Raw genomic sequence first — 20,504 nt, forward strand, 5'->3', positions numbered from 1 at the left:
ACAAAAGCAGACAGAATGCGACAAAACGAGACGCCCGAACGAGACAGTTTGCCGCACGCGGGCGGGCATCATGCTAGAAGCGGCTGAAGAAATCGCGCGCCGCCACTTCGCACGCCACGTTGGCCATGAAACCATGGTAATTGTCGGCCGTGCCCGGATCGCCGCCGCTGTCGATGACCGCCTGTTTGATGGCGGCAAAGATATTTTTCGGGCGCGCATACGGATCGTTCGCGCCAGCCGGCGAATCGACGTCGAGCAGCTGCGCCGTGCCGCCGTGCGCCTTGAAATAGGCGTGCGTCAGGCGCGCATGGTCGAAGCCGACTTCCGGATCGCCGTTGCCGCCACACAGCAACATCGGCGCCGTCGGCGTCCAGCTGCGCAAGTCGTTCTTGAGCCAGGCGGCGCGCATCGGATTGGCCGGCGTGCAGGCCAGCGGCGCCAACGCCGACGTCACCGGGCAAGGATGGGCCGCGATATCGGCCAGCACGCGGCCCAGGTAGCCGGCGTTCATCAGGCTTTGCGCCGGGGTGCCGAATTGCGCCTTGCGCGCGTCATCGAGGCCGGCATAATTGGCCATCTCCGTACTCAGGAAATACGTCGGAAATTTGCCATCGGCCACCAGCGTCGTCCACATCCTGCTCGATGGCAACAGGGTTTCCATCGCCCCGGCGTAGGTCGGGGAATACACCTCGGCCGGCGCCGCATACAGATTGCCGTAGGCTTTTTGCCAGGCCGTTATCTGCATCACCAGCTGGAGCTGGGTCGAGAAAGAAAACGCGCCGGGCTGGTCGAGCAGGCCGGGCGTCGCCAGCGCCTCGTAGTCCAGGCTCTCGGCATAGCTGCCGCTTTGCGGCGCCGATGCGGTCACCTCGATGGCGGCCGCCTGCATGGCGCGGTGGGTTGCCATGGCAACGTAGCCCCCTTCGGAATAGCCAGTGATAAACAGCTTGCCATTCTCCGCTACCGGACGGGGCAGCCCTGCCAGCGCCGTGCGCGCCGCTGCCAGCGCGTCGATCATGTCTTTCGACTGCTGCTCGGCAATATGGTGCGGATGGTAGTTCAAGGCCGAGCTGTCGTAGCCGGCATAGTTGGGGGCGACCACGATGTAGCCCTGGGCCGCATACAGCGCCGCCGGCGTGCTGGCCCGGCCCGCGCCCTCGTTGTCCGGGTCGGCGATGGCGGCCATGTTCAGCTTGCGCTGGAAGGAACTGCCATGCCCGTACAGCACCAGCGGACGGGCGCCGGCGCAGGCCGGATCGGCACCGCTCGGCACCATCAGCGCGGCCGATGCCGTGGTCGCCTCGCCCGCCGCCCCCACCGTGTTGTACGCAATCTGCAAAAAATCGATGCCGCACTTGGGTGCGCCGGCCACCACCAGCAATTGCGAGCCGAATTTGTTGAGCTGCGCGCCGACGCCGGCCACGTCCAGCGACAGCAGGCGCGTCGGCGAATTGCGCAGCAGCGCGCCGCGCCCGCCCGCGTTGTCGTCCCTGCTGGGCTGGGAAGGCTGTGCTGGCGGGGAAGAAGCACCACCGCAGCCTGCCAGCAGGATGGCCAGCGCGGCGCAGGGGAGCAGGCGGGGTAGCGAAAAACGGGTCAAGGGGGTTGCGTGTGGCATCGTGCCTCCGGTAAGTGATCAAACATGGTTGCCAGGTCAAATGTGCGCCTGGCGATGCAGGCGGCAACGGCATTATGCAAACGCCAACCTTCGGCTTTGCCAAAGACCGGCGCCGCGGCGGCCTTTGGCTGGCGTTAAGGTTGAGCTCGGTATAATCGGCCCATGCATCTACTCCTCATTGAAGACGATCTGGACTTTGGGCGCGCCCTGCAAGGCGCCCTCAAGGCCGAAGGCATCAGCAGCGAATGGCTACGCCGCGCCGGCGACGCGCCGCGCTGTTTTCACGACACGGCGTTTGACTGCGTACTGCTCGACCTGACCTTGCCCGATGGCTGCGGTTTCGACTTGCTGGCGCGCTGGCGCCGGGCCGCCAACGCGGTGCCGGTGATTGTGATGACGGCGCGCTCCGGGCTGGAAGACCGGCTCGCCGGCCTGGACGGCGGCGCCGATGATGTCATCGTCAAGCCGTTCGCCACCGAAGAGCTGATCTCGCGCCTGCGCGCGGTCTTGCGGCGCTATGCGCGCCAGGCCAGCGAGCAATGGGTGGTGGGCGCGCTGACGATCGAGCCGCGCCGTCATCTGGCGCAGCTCGGCGGGCAAGCGCTCAAGTTGTCGCCGCGCGAATTCCAGCTGTTGCTGGAACTGGCGCGCGAACCGGGCGCGGTGGTGGCCAAGGGCGCCTTGTCGCAACGGCTCGAGCCGCTCGGCGAACCGGTCGATTTCGCCGCGATTGAAGTACATATTTCTAACTTGCGCCGCAAGATCGGCGCCGAGCGCATCCACACCGCGCGCGGTATCGGCTACGTGCTGGTGCCATGAGGGCCTGGCCGCGTCCGACCCTGGTGCGGCGCGTGCTGCTCGCACTCGGCATGGCCTTCCTGCTGGTGTGGTGCATGCTGCTGGCCTATGAATACCTCCAGTTCAAGCAAGAAACCGAGCAACATTCGGGCGTCCACAAGATCGGCGACGCGCTCTACACGGCCCTCGCCAGGCTCGAGCGCCCGGAACAGGTGACGACGGCGCTCGCCACCACCGCGACCTGGCTCAACCTGTTGCGCCACGATGCGAAGCAATTGCCGGGCGAGCTGGTGTTCGAGCTGCGCGACCAGCGGGGCCGCCTGATCTATTCCTCGCTCGCCCAGGCCAGCCCGGCGCCGCCAGCCGGCGCGGACGGCGCCTTCTGGGTGTATCAGCGTGCCACGCCCGCCTGGTCGCTGCGCATCGCCGAACCCAAACCGGCGCGCACGGCCACCTTGGGCGGCCTGGGACGCGGCCTCATTCCCTACCTGCTCATTTCCCTGCCCTGCGTCTTGTTGCCCTTGTGGCTGGCCGTGCATCAGGGCTTGCGTCCCTTGCGGCTGCTGGCCGAGCGCGTCGCCGCCCGCCGGCGCGAGGACCTCTCGCCGATCGGCATGGACCCGAAATACAGCGAGTTGCGCCCGCTGGTGGCGGCCTTCGACGAACTGCTGGCCAGCTTGCGCGGCAAGGCGCAGCGCGAACGCGCCTTCATCGAGGATGCGGCGCACGAACTGCGCACGCCGATGGCGGTGATTTCGACCCAGGCGCATGTGATTGCGCGCGCGGCCGACCCGGCCGCGCGCCAGCTGGCGCAGGAGCATCTGAACCTGGCCATTGCGCGCGCCTCGCACCTGACCGGCCAGTTACTCGAACTGGCCACGCTCGACCAGATGGCCCCCGCGACCATCGAGACAGTCGACGTGGCCGGCTGCGTGCGCCAGTTGCTGGCGCAGCAAATGCGGCTCGCCCTGGCGCGCCGCATGGACCTGTCGCTCGATGCGCCCGACCAGCTGGACTGGCCGGTGGAGGTGGCCGCTTTTCACTCGATCGTCAGCAACCTGCTCGATAACAGCCTGCGCTATGTGCCGCCCGGCGGCTGCGTGCGGGTCAGCCTGCGGCGCGACGGCGCCGACCTGGTGCTGTCGATCGCCGACGACGGGCCCGGCATTGCGCCAGACCAGCGCCAGCACATTTTCGAACGCTTTTACCGGGGGCGCGGACACGACGCCCCAGGCTCCGGCCTGGGCCTGGCGATCGTCAGGCAAGCCGCCGCCCGCATGCGGGGCGAGGTCCGGATCGTCGCCGGCCTGGCCGGCCAGGGCTGCGGCTTCGAAGTGCGCTTGCTGGGTGGCTAGGAGCCTGCGCGGCATGGCACGCATGGCCTGATTGCCGGGCCCGCCGCGCGAGGCATGGCACGCATGCACTGTTACACAAAAGACATCCGAAACTGCTAAAATGTCGTGTACTCTGGTTAACATTCTGCTGATCGTCGGCAGCCAAACGTCCAAAGGCACGCATGCACCCGCATTTCAACAAACGCACCCTGTGCGCACTGGCCGCGCTGGCCGCCGCCTGGGTACCCGCCCAGGCCAACACCAGCACCGCGAGCGCCAGCATCGCGCAATTCCAGTACCGCCTTGTCGACCTCGACCTGAACGATGGCATCGATCCCTCGATCACCTTCGGCGTCGACACCCGTTGGCTGTCGACCACCGGCGACGGGCAAACCGAGCAAATCAGCGCATCGGGAACGACCTCGATCGTGACGCAGTTCGGCGCGGCTGGCGGCACGCTGTCCGATACCGCCCTGCTCTCGCACGCCAGCCTCAACCATTCCCTGCCTGTGGACAAGCTTCGACACGAATACCGCAACGAGGGCAAGCGCGTCGGCGAGTTCATCCTGAGCCCGAATACCGAGTTGATCTTCACCGCCGTCGGCAAGATCGCGCAGCAACGTGATGGCGGCTTGGAGGGAAGTGAGAGTCGTATCGCTATGCGGGCGTATCTTTTGGACGCGAATGGCGAGGAGTATAGACAATTCGACAAGTCCTACGAGGTCATTAACAGAAATGCCTCGGCCACCATCAATCTGTACGGCTCGCTGAGATCGGATGCCACGCAACGCAACGGCCAATTCTCGTTCAACGCCTACACCAGCTTGATGGGAGTGACCCCGCCGGTTCCGGAACCGTCCACCTACGCCATGCTGCTGGCCGGCGCCGCCGTGGTGGGCGCCGTGGCGCGCCGCCGTCGCAAGGCCGCCGCGACCCCGGCCGCATGAAGCGGCGCCGTCCCAACCATTCCGACCCGGCCGCCACGGCCGAGAAGCGCCATCCTCATCGAAAGAATCCCATGCTTGCCCATCCACTCAAGATCGTCGCCGGCCTGCTGGCCGCCGGCCTGCTGGCCTGCGCACCGGCCCATGCCGCGAATGGCAACGCTTCCGCCAGCCTGAAAAACATCCAGTTCCAGCTGATCGACCTCGACCTGACCGACAACATCAGCCCGAGCATCGACTTCTTCAGCACCAGCGCCAGCGGCTACCTCAGCTTCTTCTCCTCCGACCCCGGCATCGACGAGACCGGTTATTCGAATGGCTTCGAAACCGTCAACAAGCCGTTCACCTATGGCGGCGCCAGCACGCACAACGGGCCGGCCAGCACGCGTTCCGACATGCATATCAACACGTCCCTCCCCGTGTGGGCCTCGTTCGTCTCCACCAACCAGAGGCTGCACTTCACCTTGTCGCCCTCGACCCGGCTGCTGTTCTCGGCCGAGGCCGAGGTCTTCGTGCAGGACAACGGGATCAAGGACACGACCGCAGGCGCCACCCTGGGGGGCGGTTTCGAAACCACCATCGATGGGGTCAGGGGCTACGAATCGTTCCTCACCACCCTGTCGACCAACGCGGGGGCGCGCAGCGAACTGCTGTATGGCGTGCTCGATACGGGAGCGGCGATCGGGACTGGCGTGCTCGCGGCCAGCACCTCGGCCTCCTTCTACACCGATCAGAGCACCTCGCCGGTGCCTGAACCGGAGACGTATGGCATGCTGCTGGCCGGCCTGCTGGTGCTCGGCGGCGTCGCGCGCGGGAAGCGGCGCGAGCAGTCGCGCCAGACACGCCAGGCCTGATTTTCCGGCCCCGCGCCCGCCCGGTATCGTTACGCCGGCACGCTTACTCGAGCACGCCCAGTATCGGTCCCAGCGGCGCGGCGCCGTCGGCGCGCCCGAGTGCGCTCGAAAACAGGCTCGAGATCGAGCCGTCCAGGTAGAGTGCATTCTTGCAATGCAAAGTGTCGCGGAAGTAAGTGGCGAATTCGTGGAAGGTGACCGGCACGTTGCTGATCACAAAAATCGCCTTGCCATCGACCACGCCGACGCCGTTGCGCACGTAGCGCGACGGCGATGCCGGGTCGAAGCGCGGATGCAGTTGGCCGTCGATCACCAGCATCGGACCGGACTGGGTCGCCAGGCGCACCTCCACGGCCTGGGCCGCGTACGATGGATACGCGGACGACTCGAGCACCGCCGGCCCGCCCTTGCCCAGCACGAACACCCCGTTCGGCTTCAAGAAGAAATTGCCCTTGCCCTCATCCAGGTTGAGCGGCGCCAGTTGCTTGCCATTTTCCACATGCAAGCCCACCGGGGCAAACCCCGGATGGTACATGCCGGCGTTGACGGCAAACACCAGGCGCTGCTTGCGCCCCCGCAGCCATGCTTGCAGGCGGGCGAAGCCCTGGAAGGGCTGGCCGGCCTCGTCGTTGAGGAACAGGCGCAGGTCTTGCCGCGCCGGGTCGACCGTCACCACGGTGTACCGTGGATCGGCCGCCTGGCACAACTGGACGGACAGGCACAGCAGCAGGGCGGACAGGGTCTTTTTCATGGACATATTGTACCGAAGCGCGACGCGCGCGTACACGCTGCCGGCCTGGGCCATTTTCCCGTATGATTCCAGGCATTGTTTCCTGTGCCGAGCCCAGATGAGCCCCGTTCCACCCACCATCGCCCACGCCATGAAAGCGTTCGTCAGCAACACCCCGGCGCTGGTGTACCAGTTCGAGCTGCATGCGGACGGCCGCGTGGCGTTTACCTACGTCAGCGACGGTTGCGCCGCCCTGCTCGGCCTGTCCGCCGCCGAACTGCAGGCCGAACCGCAGCGCTTCATCGAGCTGATCGTGCCGGAAGACCGCAAGAGCTATCTCGACGCCATGCATGCCTCGGCCGCCAGCCTGTCGGGCTGGAACTGGGAAGGGCGGGTCTGGATCCACGAATACAAGGACCAGAAATGGATCAACCTGCGCTCGTCCCCGCGCGCCATGGCCGACCATCCCGGCAGCGTCCACTGGGAAGGGGTAATGACCAACATCACTGCCAGCAAGCTCGAACAGCTGGAAGTGACCCGTTCGCGCGCCCGCCTGGCCGAGCTGGCCGCGCACATGGAGCATGTCAAGGAACAGGAGCGCACCCGCATCGCGCGCGAAATCCACGATGACCTGGGCGGCAACCTGACCGCCATCAAGATGGCCCTGATGATGCTGACCCAGCGCCTGCCGCCCGACCAGCCGCAGCTGGCCGAGCGGGCCGCCTATGTCGAGGCCCTGGTCGACCGCACCATCGACGCGGTGCACCGCATTTCGCTCGACCTGCGCCCCTCGATGCTCGACTTCGGCATCGTCGCCGCGCTCGAATGGCAGATCAAGGAATTCGAAAAGCAGAACGGCATCGCCTGCAGCTTTGCCTGTACCGACAAGGAGATCGACCTGCACCTGGACCATGCGACGGCGCTGTTCCGCATTTTCCAGGAAGCGCTGACCAATATCGCCAAGCATGCGCACGCCAGCCGGGTTGCCGTGCGCCTGCAATTGCTGCGCCAGCACATTGTCTTGACGATCGCCGACAACGGCGCCGGCATCGCCCAGGCCGACCGCCACAAGCCGCAATCGTTCGGCCTGCGCGGCATGAGCGAACGGGCCCAGGCGCTGGGCGGCACCATGGCCCTGGCGCACGCCCCCGGCGGCGGCACGGTGGTGACCATCAAAATCAGGCTCAGTTCGGCCAAAGCGACGATAATGGCGGATGAGAGCGCCCGCGCCGCCGCAGCGGGCGACACCGACACCGACCACGTAAGCGAACCAGAAGCACCATGACCGACAAAGCCATCATCCGGGTATTCATCGCCGACGATCACGCGATCGTGCGCGAAGGCTTGAAACAAATCCTGGCCGAGTCGCCCGACATCATCGTCGCCGGCGAGGCCGAGGATGGGGTCGACGCGATCAAGCATATCCGCAAGGCCAAATGCCACGTGATGCTGCTCGATATCTCCCTGCCCGACCGCAGCGGCATCGAGGTGCTCAAGCTGGTCAAGAAGGAGCATCCCGAACTGGCCGTGCTGATGCTGTCGATGCACCGCGAAGACCAGTACGCGATCCGCTCGCTCAAGGCCGGCGCGGCCGGCTACCTGACCAAGCAGAGCGCCCCGCGCGAACTGGTCACGGCCATCCGCCAGGTCGCCGCCGGGCAAAAGTACGTCAGCGCGGCGCTGGCCCAGGAACTGGCCAGCGCGCTCGGCGAAAACCACGACACGCCGCTGCACGACACCTTGTCCGACCGCGAGTACCAGACCCTGACCATGATCGCCTCGGGCAAGACGGTGGGCGCGATCGCCAAGGAATTGTCGCTGTCGGTAAAGACCATCAGCGAATACCGCTCGCGCCTGCTTGTCAAGATGAAACTGAAAAACAGTGCCGAATTGACGCACTATGCGATCAAAAACCAGCTGATCGAATAAGTATTTTCCAGCGCCGCGCGCCAGCTTAATGCTCTGGAGTAAGATGCTTTATCCGCTCTTTTTCTGAGATGGCAGGAAACAAACAAGCTTATCATTGGCACATCATCGCCGAACCTGACCGAGGCACTGTTCTACATGGCTACAATTCCGCCCACCGCCGCCCAGAATCCCGCCGCGCAAAATCCGGCTGATATTGCGCGCGAAGCCTTCCGTCGCCTGGCCACGCGCCGCATCGCGCCGACCCCGGAAGCCTACCGCGAAATCTATCACGAGATCGCCGGCATCGCCGCCGCCCCGGCGCCCGCGCCCGAGGCCGCCGCCCCCGAGGCCGCGCCCGACGCTGGGGCCGAAAACGTGCTGGGCGACTTCGCCAGCAAGCTGAGCGAAACGCCGGGCGAACTGGCCGACTTCGGCCGCCGCTTCGCGCGCGCCGTCAAGACGCGCGACTGGGATGGCTATGCGCGCAACCTGAACCAGTTGGTCGAGAAACACTTCCGCAAGGGCGGCGGCATCGAGCTGGCCTCGCTCTCGGCCCTGTCCGACGCGCCCGACGCCAAGGTCTTGCGCGACCTGCTCAGCCGCACCCTGAGCGTCGCGGTCGCCTCGCTGCTGGCCGACGCCCCGGCCCTGATGGTCGAAGCCGAAGCGCTCGGCGCCGCCGTCAAGGTGGCCACCAGCGAAGACGCCCTGAACGATGTCAGCGTGCGCCTCAAGCAATTGTGTTACCAGATCGATGTGAAAAGCGGCGACGTCGGCGAACAGCAGGAATTGCTGCTGCGCCTGTTCAAGCTGCTGCTGGAAAACGTCACCGAACTGCTCGATGACGATAGCTGGCTGCGCGGCCAGATCGATTCGGTGCAGGAACTCATTGCCGGCCCGATCGACCAGCGCGCGCTGGAAGACGCCACCCGCAGCCTGAAGGAAGTCATCTACAAGCAGAGCCAGCTCAAGCACAGCCTGTCGGACGTCAAGCTGACGGTCAAGAACATGATGCTCACCTTCATCGACCGCTTGAGTTCCGTGGCCACCACGACCGGCGACTTCCACGAAAAGATCGGCAGCTTTTCCGAAAAGATCAGCCACACCGACAATATTGCCGAACTGAACATCATCCTCGAAGAAGTGCTGCGCGAAACGCGCCTGGTGCAGAGCGAAGCGCTCAAGTCGCGCGACCGCATGGTGCTGGCGCGCCAGGAAGTGCAGGAAGCCGAGCAGCGCATCCACACCCTGGAAGCGAAGCTCCAGCACATGAGCGAACTGGTGCGCGAAGACCAGTTGACGGGCAGCCTGAACCGGCGCGGCCTGGACGATATTTTCGAACGCGAAACAGCGCGCTCGGACCGCCGCGGCACCCCGCTGTGCATCGCCATGCTCGACCTGGACGACTTCAAGCGCCTCAACGATACCTACGGCCACCTGGCCGGCGACAACGCGCTCAAGCACCTGGTCAAGATTGTCAAGGAAACCATCCGCTCGATGGATGTGATCGCCCGCTTCGGCGGCGAGGAATTCTTGATCCTGCTGCCGGAAACCACGGTCGAAGCGGCCTCGCTGACCATGACCCGCCTGCAACGCGACCTGACCAAGCATTTTTTCCTGCACGATAATGAAAAAGTGCTGATCACCTTTTCCGCCGGCGTCGCCCTGCGCAGCCCCAACGAAGACCAGGCCAGCCTGGTGCGGCGCGCCGACAAAGCCATGTACCAGGCCAAGCAAACCGGCAAGAACCGGGTCGTGGTGGCCGACTGACCCTTGCCTGATCGAGGAACTGAGCACGCCCATGAAAAAACCCGCTTCCTACGCTCCGCCCTCCCCCCTCGCCATCGCCATGGAGCATCACCGGGCGGGGCGGCTGGAGCAGGCGGAAGCGCTGTACCGCAAGCTCGACGGCAAAGCCGAAGCCCTGCACCTGCTGGCCCTGCTGTACCAGCAAGACGCCCGCCACGCCGACGCCATCGACGCGCTGCAACGCGCGATCGACCAGGAGCCGGGGCGCGCGCCGTATTACATCGCGCTCGACGCCAGCTACCGCGCCCTGGGCCTGCTGCCCGCGCTGCAAGCGAGCTACGCGCGCCTGCTGCAAGGGCAGCCGGACAATATCGAGGCCCAGCTCCTGCTCGGGCACGCCCTGCGCGACGACGGCCGCCTGCCCGACGCCCTCTCCAGCTACCTGGCGGTGCTGGCGCTGCAGCCCGAGCATGCCGAGGCCTACAGCAACCTGGGCGACACCCTGAAACTGATGGGCAACCTGGACGAAGCCCAGGTTTGCTACGTCAAGGCGCTCGAACTCCAGCCCGGCTTTGCCGAAGTGCACAACAACCTGGGCTCGCTGTACCAGCAGCAAGGACAATGGGCGCTGTCGGCCGCGCATGTCGAGGCCGCGCTGGCGCTGCGGCCGGACCTGGCCGCGGCCCACTACAACCTGGGCGTCACGCGCCAGCAGCAGGGTGCGCCGGACGAGGCCCTGGCGTGCTACCAGCGTGCGCTCGAGATCGATCCGCGCCTGGCCCAGGCCTGGAACAACATGGGCATCGCGCTCAAGGAACTGGACCGGCTGGAGGCGGCGATTGCCGCCTACCGGGCCGCGCTGGCGCTGGCGCCCGACTTTGCCGAAGCGCTCAACAACCTGGGCGGCGCCCTGCTCGACCAGGACCAGGGCGCCGAGGCGATCGACTGTTTCCAGCATGCGGTGACCGTCTCGCCCGGCTACGTCGAAGCCTATTGCAACCTCGGGGTCGCCTACAAGGCCGACTACCGGCACGAAGAAGCGCTGGTCTGCTTCGCCAACGCCGTGCATCTGCAACCCGGCTATGCCGAGCCGTACGCCATGCTGGCGCTCACCAACGCCGAACTCCAGCGCCACGTGCAAGCCCTGGGCTGGTGCGAAAAAACCCTGGCCCTGTGGCCCGACAGCGCCTCCGCCCACTTCAACCTGGGCGTGGCCTACGCCAACATGGACCGCCTGCCCGAGGCGGTGACCTGCTTCGAACAGGCGATCGTGCGCGATCCCGGGTTTGCGCAAGCCTACAACAACCTTGGCGTGGCCAAGAACGACCTCGGCCGCTACGACGAGGCCGCCATCTGCTTCGAGACCGCGATCGGCTTGCGTCCGGGCTTTGCCGAAGCGTTCAACAACCTCGGCACCACCTTGAAAAGCCAGGGCAAGCCGGACGCATCGCGCCAGATGTTCGAGCAAGCCATCGCGCTCTCGCCCGGCTACGCAGAGGCTCACAACAACCTGCTGCTGTCGATGCAGTACGCGGCCGGCATCACCCAGGAACAATTGTTTCAGCTACACCTGCGCTTCGCCGCCCAGTTCGAGCCAGCGCTGGCGCCGCAGCGCTTCATCCATGCGCCCGGGCGCGAGCCCGCCAAACGCCTGAAAATCGGCTACGTTTCGCCCGACTTCCGGCGCCACGCGGTGGCCTTCTTCATCGAACCGATCCTGGCGCGCCACGACAAGTCCCAGGTCGAGGTGTACTGCTACTACAGCCACGTCGTCAACGACGACTTCACGGCGCGCATCCGGGCCGACGCCGACCACTGGATACCGTGCCGCAACATGTCCGACCAGCAGCTGGCCGAGCGCATCCACGCCGACGGCATCGACATCCTGGTCGACCTGGCCGGCCACACGTCCGGCAACCGCCTGCTGGCCTTTGCCCGCAAGCCGGCGCCGGTGCAGCTGACCTACATCGGCTACCCGTCCACCACCGGCCTGGCCAGCATCGATTACCGCCTGACCGACGCCTTTGCCGAGCCGCCCGGCCAGAGCGAACACGTCAACGTGGAAACCCTGTGGCGCCTGCCGGATGCGTTTTGCTGCTACGCCGCGCACCCCAACAGCCCGGCCGTGATCGACCATCCGCCGCTTGAGGACAACGGGTTCATCACCTTCGGCTGCTTCAACAATTACGCCAAGGTGAGCGATGCGGCCATCGTGCTGTGGGCCGCGATTCTCGCGCAAGTGCCCGGGTCGCGCCTGATGCTCGAAATTCTCGGGCTGGACAATCCCGGCATGCGCGACGGCGTCGAACAGCGCTTTGCGCGCCTGGGCATCGAGCCGGCGCGCCTGGTCCTGATCGCCAACGCCCGCAAGAACCAGTTCGTGCTGTACAACCGGATCGACATTGCGCTCGACCCGTTCCCGTGCAACGGCGGCACCACCAGCTTCGACACCCTGTGGATGGGCGTGCCTTTCGTCACCCTGGCCGGCAGCAATTTCATTTCGCGCCTGGGCGTGACGATCCTGCACAACGGCGGCCTGGACGAGCTGATCGGCGAGGACGAGGCGGCCTATATCGCCATCGCGGTGGACATCGCGCGCGACCCGGCCCGCCTGCGCCGCCTGCGCAGCGGCCTGCGCGAGCGCACCCGCGCCAGTCCGCTGATGGACATGGCGCGCTTCACCCATCACCTGGAAGATGCGTACCGGGGCATGTGGGCAAAGTGGTGCAACAGCGGGTGCGACAGTGGCGAAGGAGCGCAGCCATGAAAGCCGTCATCCTGGCCGGCGGCCTCGGCACGCGGATCATGGAAGAAAGCCATCTGAAGCCGAAACCGATGATCGAAATCGGCGGTAAACCCATGCTCTGGCACATCATGAAAGTGTTCTCGCACCACGGCGTGAACGAGTTCATCATCTGCGTCGGCTACAAGGGTTACCTGATCAAGGAATTCTTTTCCAACTATTTTCTCCACATGTCGGACGTCACCTTCGACATGCAGAACAACCGCATGGAAGTCCACGAACGGCACGCCGAACCGTGGCGCGTGACCCTGGTCGACACCGGCGCCGACACCCTCACCGGCGGGCGCCTGAAACGCGTGCGCGAATACCTGGAACCGGGCCAGCCCTTCTGTTTCACCTATGGCGACGGCGTGGCCGACATCGACATCGCGGCCGAAATCGCCTTTCACCGCGCCCACGGCCGCCTGGCAACCGTGGCCGCCGTGCAGCCGCCCGGACGCTACGGCGCGCTGGTGCGCCAGGGCGACGCCGTCACCGCCTTCATGGAAAAACCGCAGGGCGACGGCGGCTGGATCAACGGCGGCTTTTTCGTGCTGCAACCGGACGTGGTCGACCTGATCGACGGCGACGAGTGCAGCTGGGAAGTCGAACCGATGCAGGCGCTGGCCGCGCAACACCAGCTGATGGCGTACGAGCACGCCGGCTTCTGGCAACCGATGGATACCCTGCGCGAAAAGAATATGCTCGAAGAAATGTGGCAGTCGGGCACGGCGCCATGGAAGGTCTGGGCATGAGTGACATGCGCGGCATGCACGCGCTCGCGCACGCCTTTCAGGGGCGGCGCGTGTTCGTCACCGGCCACACCGGCTTCAAGGGCGCCTGGCTGTGCCTGTTTTTGGCGCGGCTGGGCGCGCGCGTGACCGGCTATGCGCTGGCCCCGTCCGGCACGCCCAGCATGTTCGGCTTAGCCCGCGTGGGCGACACCCTGGCGCGCCACCACATCGCCGACGTGCGCGACCAGGCCGCCCTGAGCGCCGCCATGACCGACGCCGCGCCCGAACTGGTGCTGCACCTGGCGGCCCAGGCGCTGGTGCGCCACAGCTACGCCGACCCGGTAGCGACCTGGTCGACCAATGTGATGGGCACCGTACACGTGCTCGAAGCGCTGCGCGCCTGCCCGAGCGTGCGCGCCGCGCTGGTGGTGACCACCGACAAATGCTACGAGAACCAGCACTGGCCCTGGGGCTACCGCGAAAACGACCGCCTCGGCGGGCATGATCCGTACAGCGCCAGCAAGGCCGGCGCCGAACTGGTGGCGCACAGCTACCGCAGCAGTTTCTTTAGCGACAAGGGCCCGCTGATCGCCACCGCGCGCGCCGGCAACGTGATCGGCGGCGGCGACTGGAGCCTTGATCGCCTGATTCCCGACGCCGTGCGCGCCATGCAACAAGGCGGCGCGCTGCCGGTGAGGAGTCCCAACGCCACCCGCCCGTGGCAGCACGTGCTCGAACCGCTGCACGGCTACCTGCTGCTGGCCGCGCGCCTGCTGGCCGGCGACGCCGCCTGCGCCGGCGCCTACAACTTCGGTCCCGACGCCGCCGACAACCTGTCGGTCGCGACCCTGTTGAAACGCTTGCAAGCGCACTGGCCGCAACTGGCATGGCGCCTCGACGGCGAGCAGCACGCCGCGAAAGAAGCCGCCCTGCTCTACCTCGATTCAAGCAAGGCGCGCCACGAGCTCGACTGGCAAGTGCGCTGGCCGCTGGCGACCGGCATCGAACAGACGGCCGCCTGGTACGCCGCCGCGCACGAAGCGCGCGACATGCGCGCCTTTACCGAACAGCAACTGGAGCATTTCTGCGCATGACGACGCCCGCCCGCTCCTGCCGCGCTTGCGGCGCACCGCTGCACCACAGCTTTGCCGACCTGGGCGTCTCGCCCGTGTCGAACGCCTTTGTCGAGCCGGACCAGGCCGCCGAGGGCGAGATGTTCTATCCGCTGCACGCCATGGTGTGCGCCCGGTGCTGGCTGGTGCAACTGGCCGACGCCACCCGCGCCGAACTGCATTTTCACGCCAACTACGTGTATTTCTCCTCATTTTCGAGCAGTTGGCTGGCGCACGCGCGCGCCTACGTCGACCAGATGACGGCGCGGCTTGGCTTGACCGGGGCCAGCCGCGTGATGGAAATCGCCAGCAACGACGGCTACCTGCTGCAATACTTCCAGCAAGCGGGCATTGCCTGCATCGGCATCGAACCGAGCGGCAATACGGCGGCGGCGGCGCGCGCGCGCGGCATCGACACGCGCGAACTGTTCTTCAACCGCGCCACGGCAAGCGCGCTGGCGGCGCAGGGCGAACAGGTCGATCTTTTACTGGGCAACAACGTGCTGGCCCACGTACCCGACCTGCACGATTTTGTGGGCGCCATGCCGGCCGTGATGAAGCCGCAAGCGGTGCTCACCCTGGAATTCCCCCACCTGCTGCGCCTGATCGCCGACCAGCAGTTCGACACGATTTACCACGAACACTATGCGTACCTGTCCCTGACGGCCCTGATGCCCGTGTTCGCGCGCGCCGGCCTGCGCGTGTTCGACATCGAGCACCTGGCGACCCACGGCGGCAGCCTGCGCGTGCATGCCTGCCTGCACGGGGCGGCGCACGCCGCCACGGCGCAGGTCGCCGCTTGCCTGGAACAGGAACAGGCGGCCGGCCTCACGCGCCTGGACACCTACACCGGCTTTGGCGAGCGCATGCGCGCCACCAAGCGCGCGCTGCAACGTTTTTTGATCGACGCCAAGGACCAGGGCAAGACCATCGCCGCCTACGGCGCGGCCGCCAAGGGCAACACCCTGCTCAATTACTGCGGCATCGGCGCCGACATCATCGACTACGTGGTTGACAGCAATCCCGCCAAGCAAGGCAAGCTGCTGCCGGGCAGCCGCATCCCGGTGCGCGCGCCGCACGCCGTGTCCGAGACGCGTCCCGACTACCTGTTGATCCTGCCGTGGAACATCAAGGACGAATTGATGGACCAGATGGCCGGTATCCGCGACTGGGGCGGGCAATTCCTGCTGGCCAACCCGCACATCCACGTGGTGGCCTGATGCGATTGACCCCGACAGCGCTGGCCGGCGCCTTTCTCATCGACATCGACCCGGTCGAGGACGAGCGCGGCCTGTTCGCGCGCACCGTCTGCGAAGAAGAATTTGCGCAGCACGGCCTGGCGGGCCGCTTCGTGCAGCAAAGCGTCTCCTGGAATCCCCGGGCCGGCACCCTGCGCGGGCTGCACTTCCAGATCGCGCCGGATGAAGAAATCAAGCTGGTGCGGGTCACGCGCGGCGCGCTGTTCGACGTCATCGTCGACCTGCGGCCAGGTTCAAGCACCTATGGCAAGGCCTTCCACACCGAACTGTCGGCCGAGAACCGGCGCCAGCTGTACATTCCTACAGGCATGGCGCACGGCTTCCAGAGCCTGCAAGCCGATACCGAAGTCCTGTACCAGATGAGCGCGCCATTCAATCCCGCCTCGGCGCGCGGCCTGCGCTGGGATGATGCGGCGCTGGACATTCCCTGGCCGGCGTGCAGCGAACGGATCATGTCCGCGCGCGACCGCACCCTGCCGCTGCTGCACCAACTGCCCGCCCCTGACTCCCTAGCCTGATTGGACGCCGACATGGACCCGACAAAACTGATTGCTTCGCTCGGCATGATCGCCGCCCGGCCCGCATGGCGCGACGCCTTCCTCGAGCACCTGCTGCAATTCGAGCGCACGATTGCGACCGCCGGCATCGACGTGCGCGAAGAGGTGATCGGCCCTCTGGTCGACGCGCTCTACGACGGCGACCAGATCGTCAGGAAAGAGCTGGCCGACGGCACCCGCCTCGATTTCCTGTACCGTTCGAAAATCGCGCGCGACTTCCTGCTCTCGGCGCCGGCCAGGCCGGATCATGCCTGGGAGCCGCAAACCTCGCGCCTGCTGGTCGAGCTGGCCGCCAACGCGCGCCAGATCGTGGTGGGCGGGGCCTACTTCGGCGACCAGGCGATCCTGCTGGCGCAACAGGCCGCGCGCCACCAGGGCACGGTGCACGCCTTCGAGCCGAATGACGAGCAGCGCCGCATGCTGATCCACAACGCCGCCCTGAACGGCCTGGACAACATCGCAGCCCGTCCCGAGGGCCTGTGGGACGACAGCGCGACCACCTTGAAACTGGTCGGCTACGACTCGTTTGCCCACCCTGAAGTGAGCGACGACGCCAGCGGTTTCCGGACCACGACGATGAAGGACTATCTGGACGGCGCCGGCATCGACCGGCTGGACCTGATCATGCTCGACATCGAAGGCGCGGAATTGCGCGCCCTGCGCGGCGCGGCCAGCTATCTGGCGCTGCCGGCGGGACAAGCGCCGGACATCGTGTTCGAAGTCCACCGCGACTACGTGGACTGGAGCGCGGGCCTGGAAAACACCGACATCGTGCGTTTTTTGCAGGAGCACGGCTACCAGGTGTTCGCCGTGCGCGACTTCAATTCCAACGTCGACATGGAAGGCAAGCCGATCGAACTGATCCCGGCCGCAGCGGTGTACCTGGAAGGGCCGCCGCATGGCTTTAACATGGTGGCGGTCAAGGACTCGGCGCGCTTTGCCGGACTGCCCTACAAGATCTGCCAGCATGTCAGCCCCAAGCTGCTGCGCCACAAGGATCCGGCGCTGCATCACCCGACCGATGGCCTGTAGCCAGATGACGGCGCAGCCTGCCACCACCTACACCGTACTCGGCGCGGACGGTTTCGTCGGCCGGCGCCTGGCCGAGCACCTGCGCGCCGCCGGCCATGCCGTGTATGCACCGGCGCGCGGCGATCCGGCCCTGTTCCAGCGCGCGCTGGGCCGCGTGATCTATTGCGCCGGCCTGACCGCCGACTACGCGCTGCGCCCCTTCGACACGGTCCAGGCCCATGTCGGCCTGCTGGCGAAGGTGCTGCAGGAAGCGCGCTTCGAGCACCTGGTGTACCTGTCCTCCACCCGCCTGTACGACAGCCTGGGCCGGCACGCGGGCGTGCCGGTGGACGAACACGCGGCGCTGCTGCTCAATCCGCACGAAGCGCGCCATCTGTACGATCTGTCCAAAGCCCTGGGCGAAAACCTGTGCCTGCACGCGGCAGATGGGCGCGCCGCAGTCGCGCGCCTGGCCTGCGTGTACGACTGGTCGCCAGGGGCGCCGGGCTTTTTGTCGGACTGGCTGCAACGCGCCATGCGCGCCAAAACACTGCATCTCGACTCCTCGGGCGGCGTGGTGCGCGACTACATCCACCTCGACGACGTGGTCGCCGCGCTCGCCGCCATGGCGACCCGGTGCAGCAGCGGCGTGGTCAACGTGGCCAGCGGCGAACAGGTGTCGAACACCGAACTGGCGGAGGTATTCCGGCGCCACGGCTGGTCGGTCAGCCTGGCGCGCGACAGTGCGCGCGAACATCCGGCGCCCTGCACCGTGGAACGGCTGGCGCAACTCGGGATCAGGCCGCGCCCGGTGCGCGCGGTCGTCGAACACTGTCTCGGCACGGAGGCGTGGCATGCGGCTGATTGACCATACGCAGGCCAGCCTGCTCGACTATACCTGCGCCCAGCTGGGCTGTTTTTTCCCCAGCGGTGATGGCGCCGCCCTGCGCCACCGGCTCGAACGCCACCTGCCGCAGGCCCTGAAGCGGCTGGCGCACTGCATCGACCGGGTGCGCATGTGGCAAAGTGGGCAATTCAACTATCTCAATTCGAGCCAGTACTGCCTGTACTTGTATTTCCTGGCCAATACCGTCTGGCGCGAAGAACGCAGCGAGGAGGCGGTGGGCGCCGCGACGCGCCTGTTCCTCCTCAATAAAGCCTTGAACGGGATCGACCTGTTTTACGAGATCGCCATGCCGGAGGTATTTTTCATCGGGCACTCGGTCGGCATCGTCTTGGCCAAGGCAACGTACGGCAACTATCTGGTGCTGTATCAAAATTCCACGGTCGGCAAGAACCGCGGCGTGGCCCCGGTGCTGGGCGAAGGTGTGATCCTGTATCCCAACAGCGCCATCATCGGCCACTGCCGGATCGGCGACCACACCACGGTATCGCAAGGCACCGGCGTGATCAACCGCGATACGCCGGGAAACTGCATGGTGTTCGCCGGCACGGCGGGCGAACTGACCATCAAAGCGGCCAAGCGGCCCCTGATCGACGACTTCTTCCGCTTCTGAAAAATTGATTAACCGGCGTCAGAGCTCTGACTCGAAACATTTCTCGTTTGCTATTGGCTTACAATCGACAGCCCGGCGCGAAGCGCGCCAACGACAACCTGAAGAACCATGAAAACAATCACCGGCGACCTCCTCCAGCTCGCTCTCGATGGCACGTTCGACGTCATCGTCCACGGCTGCAACTGCCAGTGCCAGATGGGCAAGGGCATCGCGCTATCGATCAAACGGCTGTTTCCGGAAGCGTTCGCGGCCGACCAGTCGACCGCCAAAGGCGATGCCGCAAAACTCGGGACGATTTCTGTGGCGCATATCCAGCGGGATGGAAGAACTTTCACCATCGTCAACGGCTACACGCAATATCACTGGCGCGGCGACGGCAACAAAGCCGATTACGCGGCCATCGCCGGTGTGATGAGAGAAGTCAAAAAACAATTCAAGGGCAAGCGGATCGGCTACCCCAAGATCGGCGCCGGCCTGGCGGGAGGCGACTGGACGCGCATCGTTCCCATCATTGAAGAAGAACTGGCGGGCGAGGATCACACGTTCGTGGAGTTTGTTGCCGCCGCAAAAACCTGACCTTTTCCTACCACCGGGGTCAGAGCTTTAACTCGCAACATTTCACAATCTGTAGCGTTGAAGCGACGGCGACGTCGAACTCGCGCGATAAATGGCTGCGACGCCGCAGGAGAGCGTGCGAGGGCCTGTCCCCGAGTTCACAATGTTTCACATTAAAGCTTTGACCCCGGTGTGGACCCATATTGGGAATGTCAGCCGGCGATTCTTACTCTGCCAATCAATACACTACCGCCCAGAGCTGGATTTTTATCAAAAAACCATTCAATGGGCGTTATCCTGCGCACGCCTGGACAAGCAGCAGGCAATCTTTCGGCACGCGAATTAATATAATATCTAGCAAATTTTTTAGGTGATTAGCGCTGATCTTCAGCATAACTGAACTGTAACTGTTCAGCCGCTACGCGGCTGGCGCAATTGGATCGCCAGCAAATGCCCGGCGCAGTACGTCCAACATGCTGTGACCTTGTTTGCGTAGCGTGTCAAGGCAGGAGCGGATGGTGCAGAAATTGTCGGCGCCGGCAACAGTGCGGAAGCAGCCCGATACCTTCTGTTTGACCTTGGGCATGCGGACGGCCCGTTCCGCAATATTGTTCGAGAACGGGACGGTCGGATCGGCGATGAAACGCAAGATGGCGTCGGCGTGCAGCCGGAAGCGGCGCAGCAAGTTGTGGGCGTCGGACTGTTTACAGCGACCGGATTTTCCGTCTGGCTTGAGTTTGGGAGGGTTCAGTTCCTCGCCTTCACGCACGATATCGTCGTAGACAGTGGTGAAGGCGGCGATGGCGCCGGCGTCGAGTGGGTGTCCTTGCTGCCGCGCCGCAGCGCTCAGTGTTTTGGCGGTAAGCGATCCATCAACCCCAGACTGTTCAGGAAGTCACGCCGCTGGTTAAATCGGGGGTATGCAAATCCTTCATATTCCACGGCAGCAGCGCCGCTACATCATCCACGGTTTTCGCCGCCGGCAAGTCGCGCAGTACCCGGCGCAGCCACGTGTAAGGCTCCAGGCCATTCGCCTTGGCCG

The 20,504-nt window shown here is 65.5% G+C and carries 20 protein-coding genes; 16 read left to right on the plus strand and 4 right to left on the minus strand.

Annotated elements, in window-relative coordinates; all coding sequences use genetic code 11:
- Window positions 1-73: 73 nt before the first annotated feature.
- Window positions 74-1,618: an alpha/beta hydrolase family protein gene (locus F1735_RS10855; RefSeq protein ID WP_167236931.1), complete on the minus strand. Its 1,545-nt coding sequence runs from the start codon at window positions 1,616-1,618 to the stop codon at window positions 74-76.
- Window positions 1,619-1,780: 162 nt separating this feature from the next.
- On the opposite strand from F1735_RS10855, the gene F1735_RS10860 reads away from it, so the two are divergent.
- The 4 genes from F1735_RS10860 (at window position 1,781) to F1735_RS35660 (ending at window position 5,548) form a co-directional block, all read left to right on the plus strand.
- Window positions 1,781-2,437 (plus strand): response regulator, encoded by a 657-nt coding sequence (locus tag F1735_RS10860; protein WP_167236932.1) that lies wholly within the window; start codon window positions 1,781-1,783, stop codon window positions 2,435-2,437.
- On the plus strand, window positions 2,434-3,771 hold the full coding sequence (locus F1735_RS10865; protein WP_167236933.1) for an ATP-binding protein: 1,338 nt from the start codon (window positions 2,434-2,436) through the stop codon (window positions 3,769-3,771). Before F1735_RS10860 ends, F1735_RS10865 begins: the two co-directional genes overlap by 4 nt.
- Before the next feature lie 161 nt (window positions 3,772-3,932).
- A complete protein-coding gene (locus F1735_RS35655) occupies window positions 3,933-4,697 on the plus strand; it encodes a PEP-CTERM sorting domain-containing protein (RefSeq protein ID WP_222852972.1) in 765 nt (254 codons plus the stop codon).
- 71 nt (window positions 4,698-4,768) lie between these two features.
- Window positions 4,769-5,548: a PEP-CTERM sorting domain-containing protein gene (locus F1735_RS35660; RefSeq protein ID WP_229505712.1), complete on the plus strand. Its 780-nt coding sequence runs from the start codon at window positions 4,769-4,771 to the stop codon at window positions 5,546-5,548.
- A gap of 43 nt (window positions 5,549-5,591) precedes the next feature.
- Here F1735_RS35660 and F1735_RS10880 read toward each other — a convergent pair whose 3' ends face one another.
- Window positions 5,592-6,299, minus strand: coding sequence for a phosphodiester glycosidase family protein (locus F1735_RS10880; protein WP_167236934.1), 708 nt, complete (start codon window positions 6,297-6,299; stop codon window positions 5,592-5,594).
- 97 nt (window positions 6,300-6,396) lie between these two features.
- Between F1735_RS10880 and F1735_RS10885 the strand changes: the two genes are divergently transcribed.
- The 12 genes from F1735_RS10885 (at window position 6,397) to F1735_RS10940 (ending at window position 19,483) form a co-directional block, all read left to right on the plus strand.
- Window positions 6,397-7,563 carry a sensor histidine kinase gene (locus F1735_RS10885; protein ID WP_167236935.1) on the plus strand — a complete coding sequence of 389 codons (1,167 nt, stop codon included), beginning with the start codon at window positions 6,397-6,399 and terminating at the stop codon, window positions 7,561-7,563.
- Complete coding sequence (locus tag F1735_RS10890; protein WP_167236936.1) at window positions 7,560-8,207, plus strand: response regulator; 648 nt, start codon at window positions 7,560-7,562, stop codon at window positions 8,205-8,207. The genes F1735_RS10885 and F1735_RS10890 overlap by 4 nt, the downstream gene beginning before the upstream one ends.
- Window positions 8,208-8,342: 135 nt before the next feature.
- Window positions 8,343-9,956, plus strand: a complete 1,614-nt coding sequence (locus F1735_RS10895) for a GGDEF domain-containing protein (protein WP_167236937.1) — start codon at window positions 8,343-8,345, stop codon at window positions 9,954-9,956.
- Between the two features lie 31 nt (window positions 9,957-9,987).
- Window positions 9,988-12,702, plus strand: a complete 2,715-nt coding sequence (locus F1735_RS10900) for a tetratricopeptide repeat protein (protein WP_167236938.1) — start codon at window positions 9,988-9,990, stop codon at window positions 12,700-12,702.
- Window positions 12,699-13,472 (plus strand): glucose-1-phosphate cytidylyltransferase, encoded by a 774-nt coding sequence (gene rfbF / locus F1735_RS10905; RefSeq protein WP_167236939.1) that lies wholly within the window; start codon window positions 12,699-12,701, stop codon window positions 13,470-13,472. The genes F1735_RS10900 and rfbF overlap by 4 nt, the downstream gene beginning before the upstream one ends.
- Before the next feature lie 5 nt (window positions 13,473-13,477).
- Window positions 13,478-14,545 carry a CDP-glucose 4,6-dehydratase gene (gene rfbG, locus F1735_RS10910; protein WP_229505715.1) on the plus strand — a complete coding sequence of 356 codons (1,068 nt, stop codon included), beginning with the start codon at window positions 13,478-13,480 and terminating at the stop codon, window positions 14,543-14,545.
- A complete protein-coding gene (locus tag F1735_RS10915; protein WP_167236940.1) occupies window positions 14,542-15,783 on the plus strand; it encodes a class I SAM-dependent methyltransferase in 1,242 nt (413 codons plus the stop codon). The genes rfbG and F1735_RS10915 overlap by 4 nt, the downstream gene beginning before the upstream one ends.
- Window positions 15,783-16,340: a dTDP-4-dehydrorhamnose 3,5-epimerase gene (rfbC, locus tag F1735_RS10920; protein WP_167236941.1), complete on the plus strand. Its 558-nt coding sequence runs from the start codon at window positions 15,783-15,785 to the stop codon at window positions 16,338-16,340. The genes F1735_RS10915 and rfbC overlap by 1 nt, the downstream gene beginning before the upstream one ends.
- 12 nt (window positions 16,341-16,352) lie before the next feature.
- Window positions 16,353-17,411, plus strand: a complete 1,059-nt coding sequence (locus tag F1735_RS10925) for an FkbM family methyltransferase (RefSeq protein WP_167236942.1) — start codon at window positions 16,353-16,355, stop codon at window positions 17,409-17,411.
- Window positions 17,412-17,415: 4 nt separating this feature from the next.
- Window positions 17,416-18,258 (plus strand): NAD-dependent epimerase/dehydratase family protein, encoded by an 843-nt coding sequence (locus F1735_RS10930; protein ID WP_167236943.1) that lies wholly within the window; start codon window positions 17,416-17,418, stop codon window positions 18,256-18,258.
- Window positions 18,245-18,907 (plus strand): hypothetical protein, encoded by a 663-nt coding sequence (locus tag F1735_RS10935; RefSeq protein WP_167236944.1) that lies wholly within the window; start codon window positions 18,245-18,247, stop codon window positions 18,905-18,907. The genes F1735_RS10930 and F1735_RS10935 overlap by 14 nt, the downstream gene beginning before the upstream one ends.
- A 108-nt stretch (window positions 18,908-19,015) precedes the next feature.
- The gene (locus F1735_RS10940) at window positions 19,016-19,483 is read left to right on the plus strand and encodes a macro domain-containing protein (protein ID WP_167236945.1); all 468 of its coding nucleotides are present in this window, start codon (window positions 19,016-19,018) and stop codon (window positions 19,481-19,483) included.
- Between the two features lie 397 nt (window positions 19,484-19,880).
- On the opposite strand, the gene F1735_RS36465 is transcribed toward F1735_RS10940, so the two are convergent.
- Both F1735_RS36465 and F1735_RS10950 read right to left on the minus strand, forming a co-directional pair.
- The gene (locus F1735_RS36465; protein ID WP_373888500.1) at window positions 19,881-20,231 is read right to left on the minus strand and encodes an IS66 family transposase; all 351 of its coding nucleotides are present in this window, start codon (window positions 20,229-20,231) and stop codon (window positions 19,881-19,883) included.
- Window positions 20,232-20,349: 118 nt separating this feature from the next.
- Window positions 20,350-20,504 (minus strand): transposase domain-containing protein (locus F1735_RS10950; RefSeq protein WP_167236946.1); only part of this gene is annotated, 155 nt, incomplete at its 5' end.

The organism is Massilia genomosp. 1 (assembly GCF_011682185.1).
GTDB classification, from domain to species: domain Bacteria; phylum Pseudomonadota; class Gammaproteobacteria; order Burkholderiales; family Burkholderiaceae_D; genus Telluria_A; species Telluria_A rubra.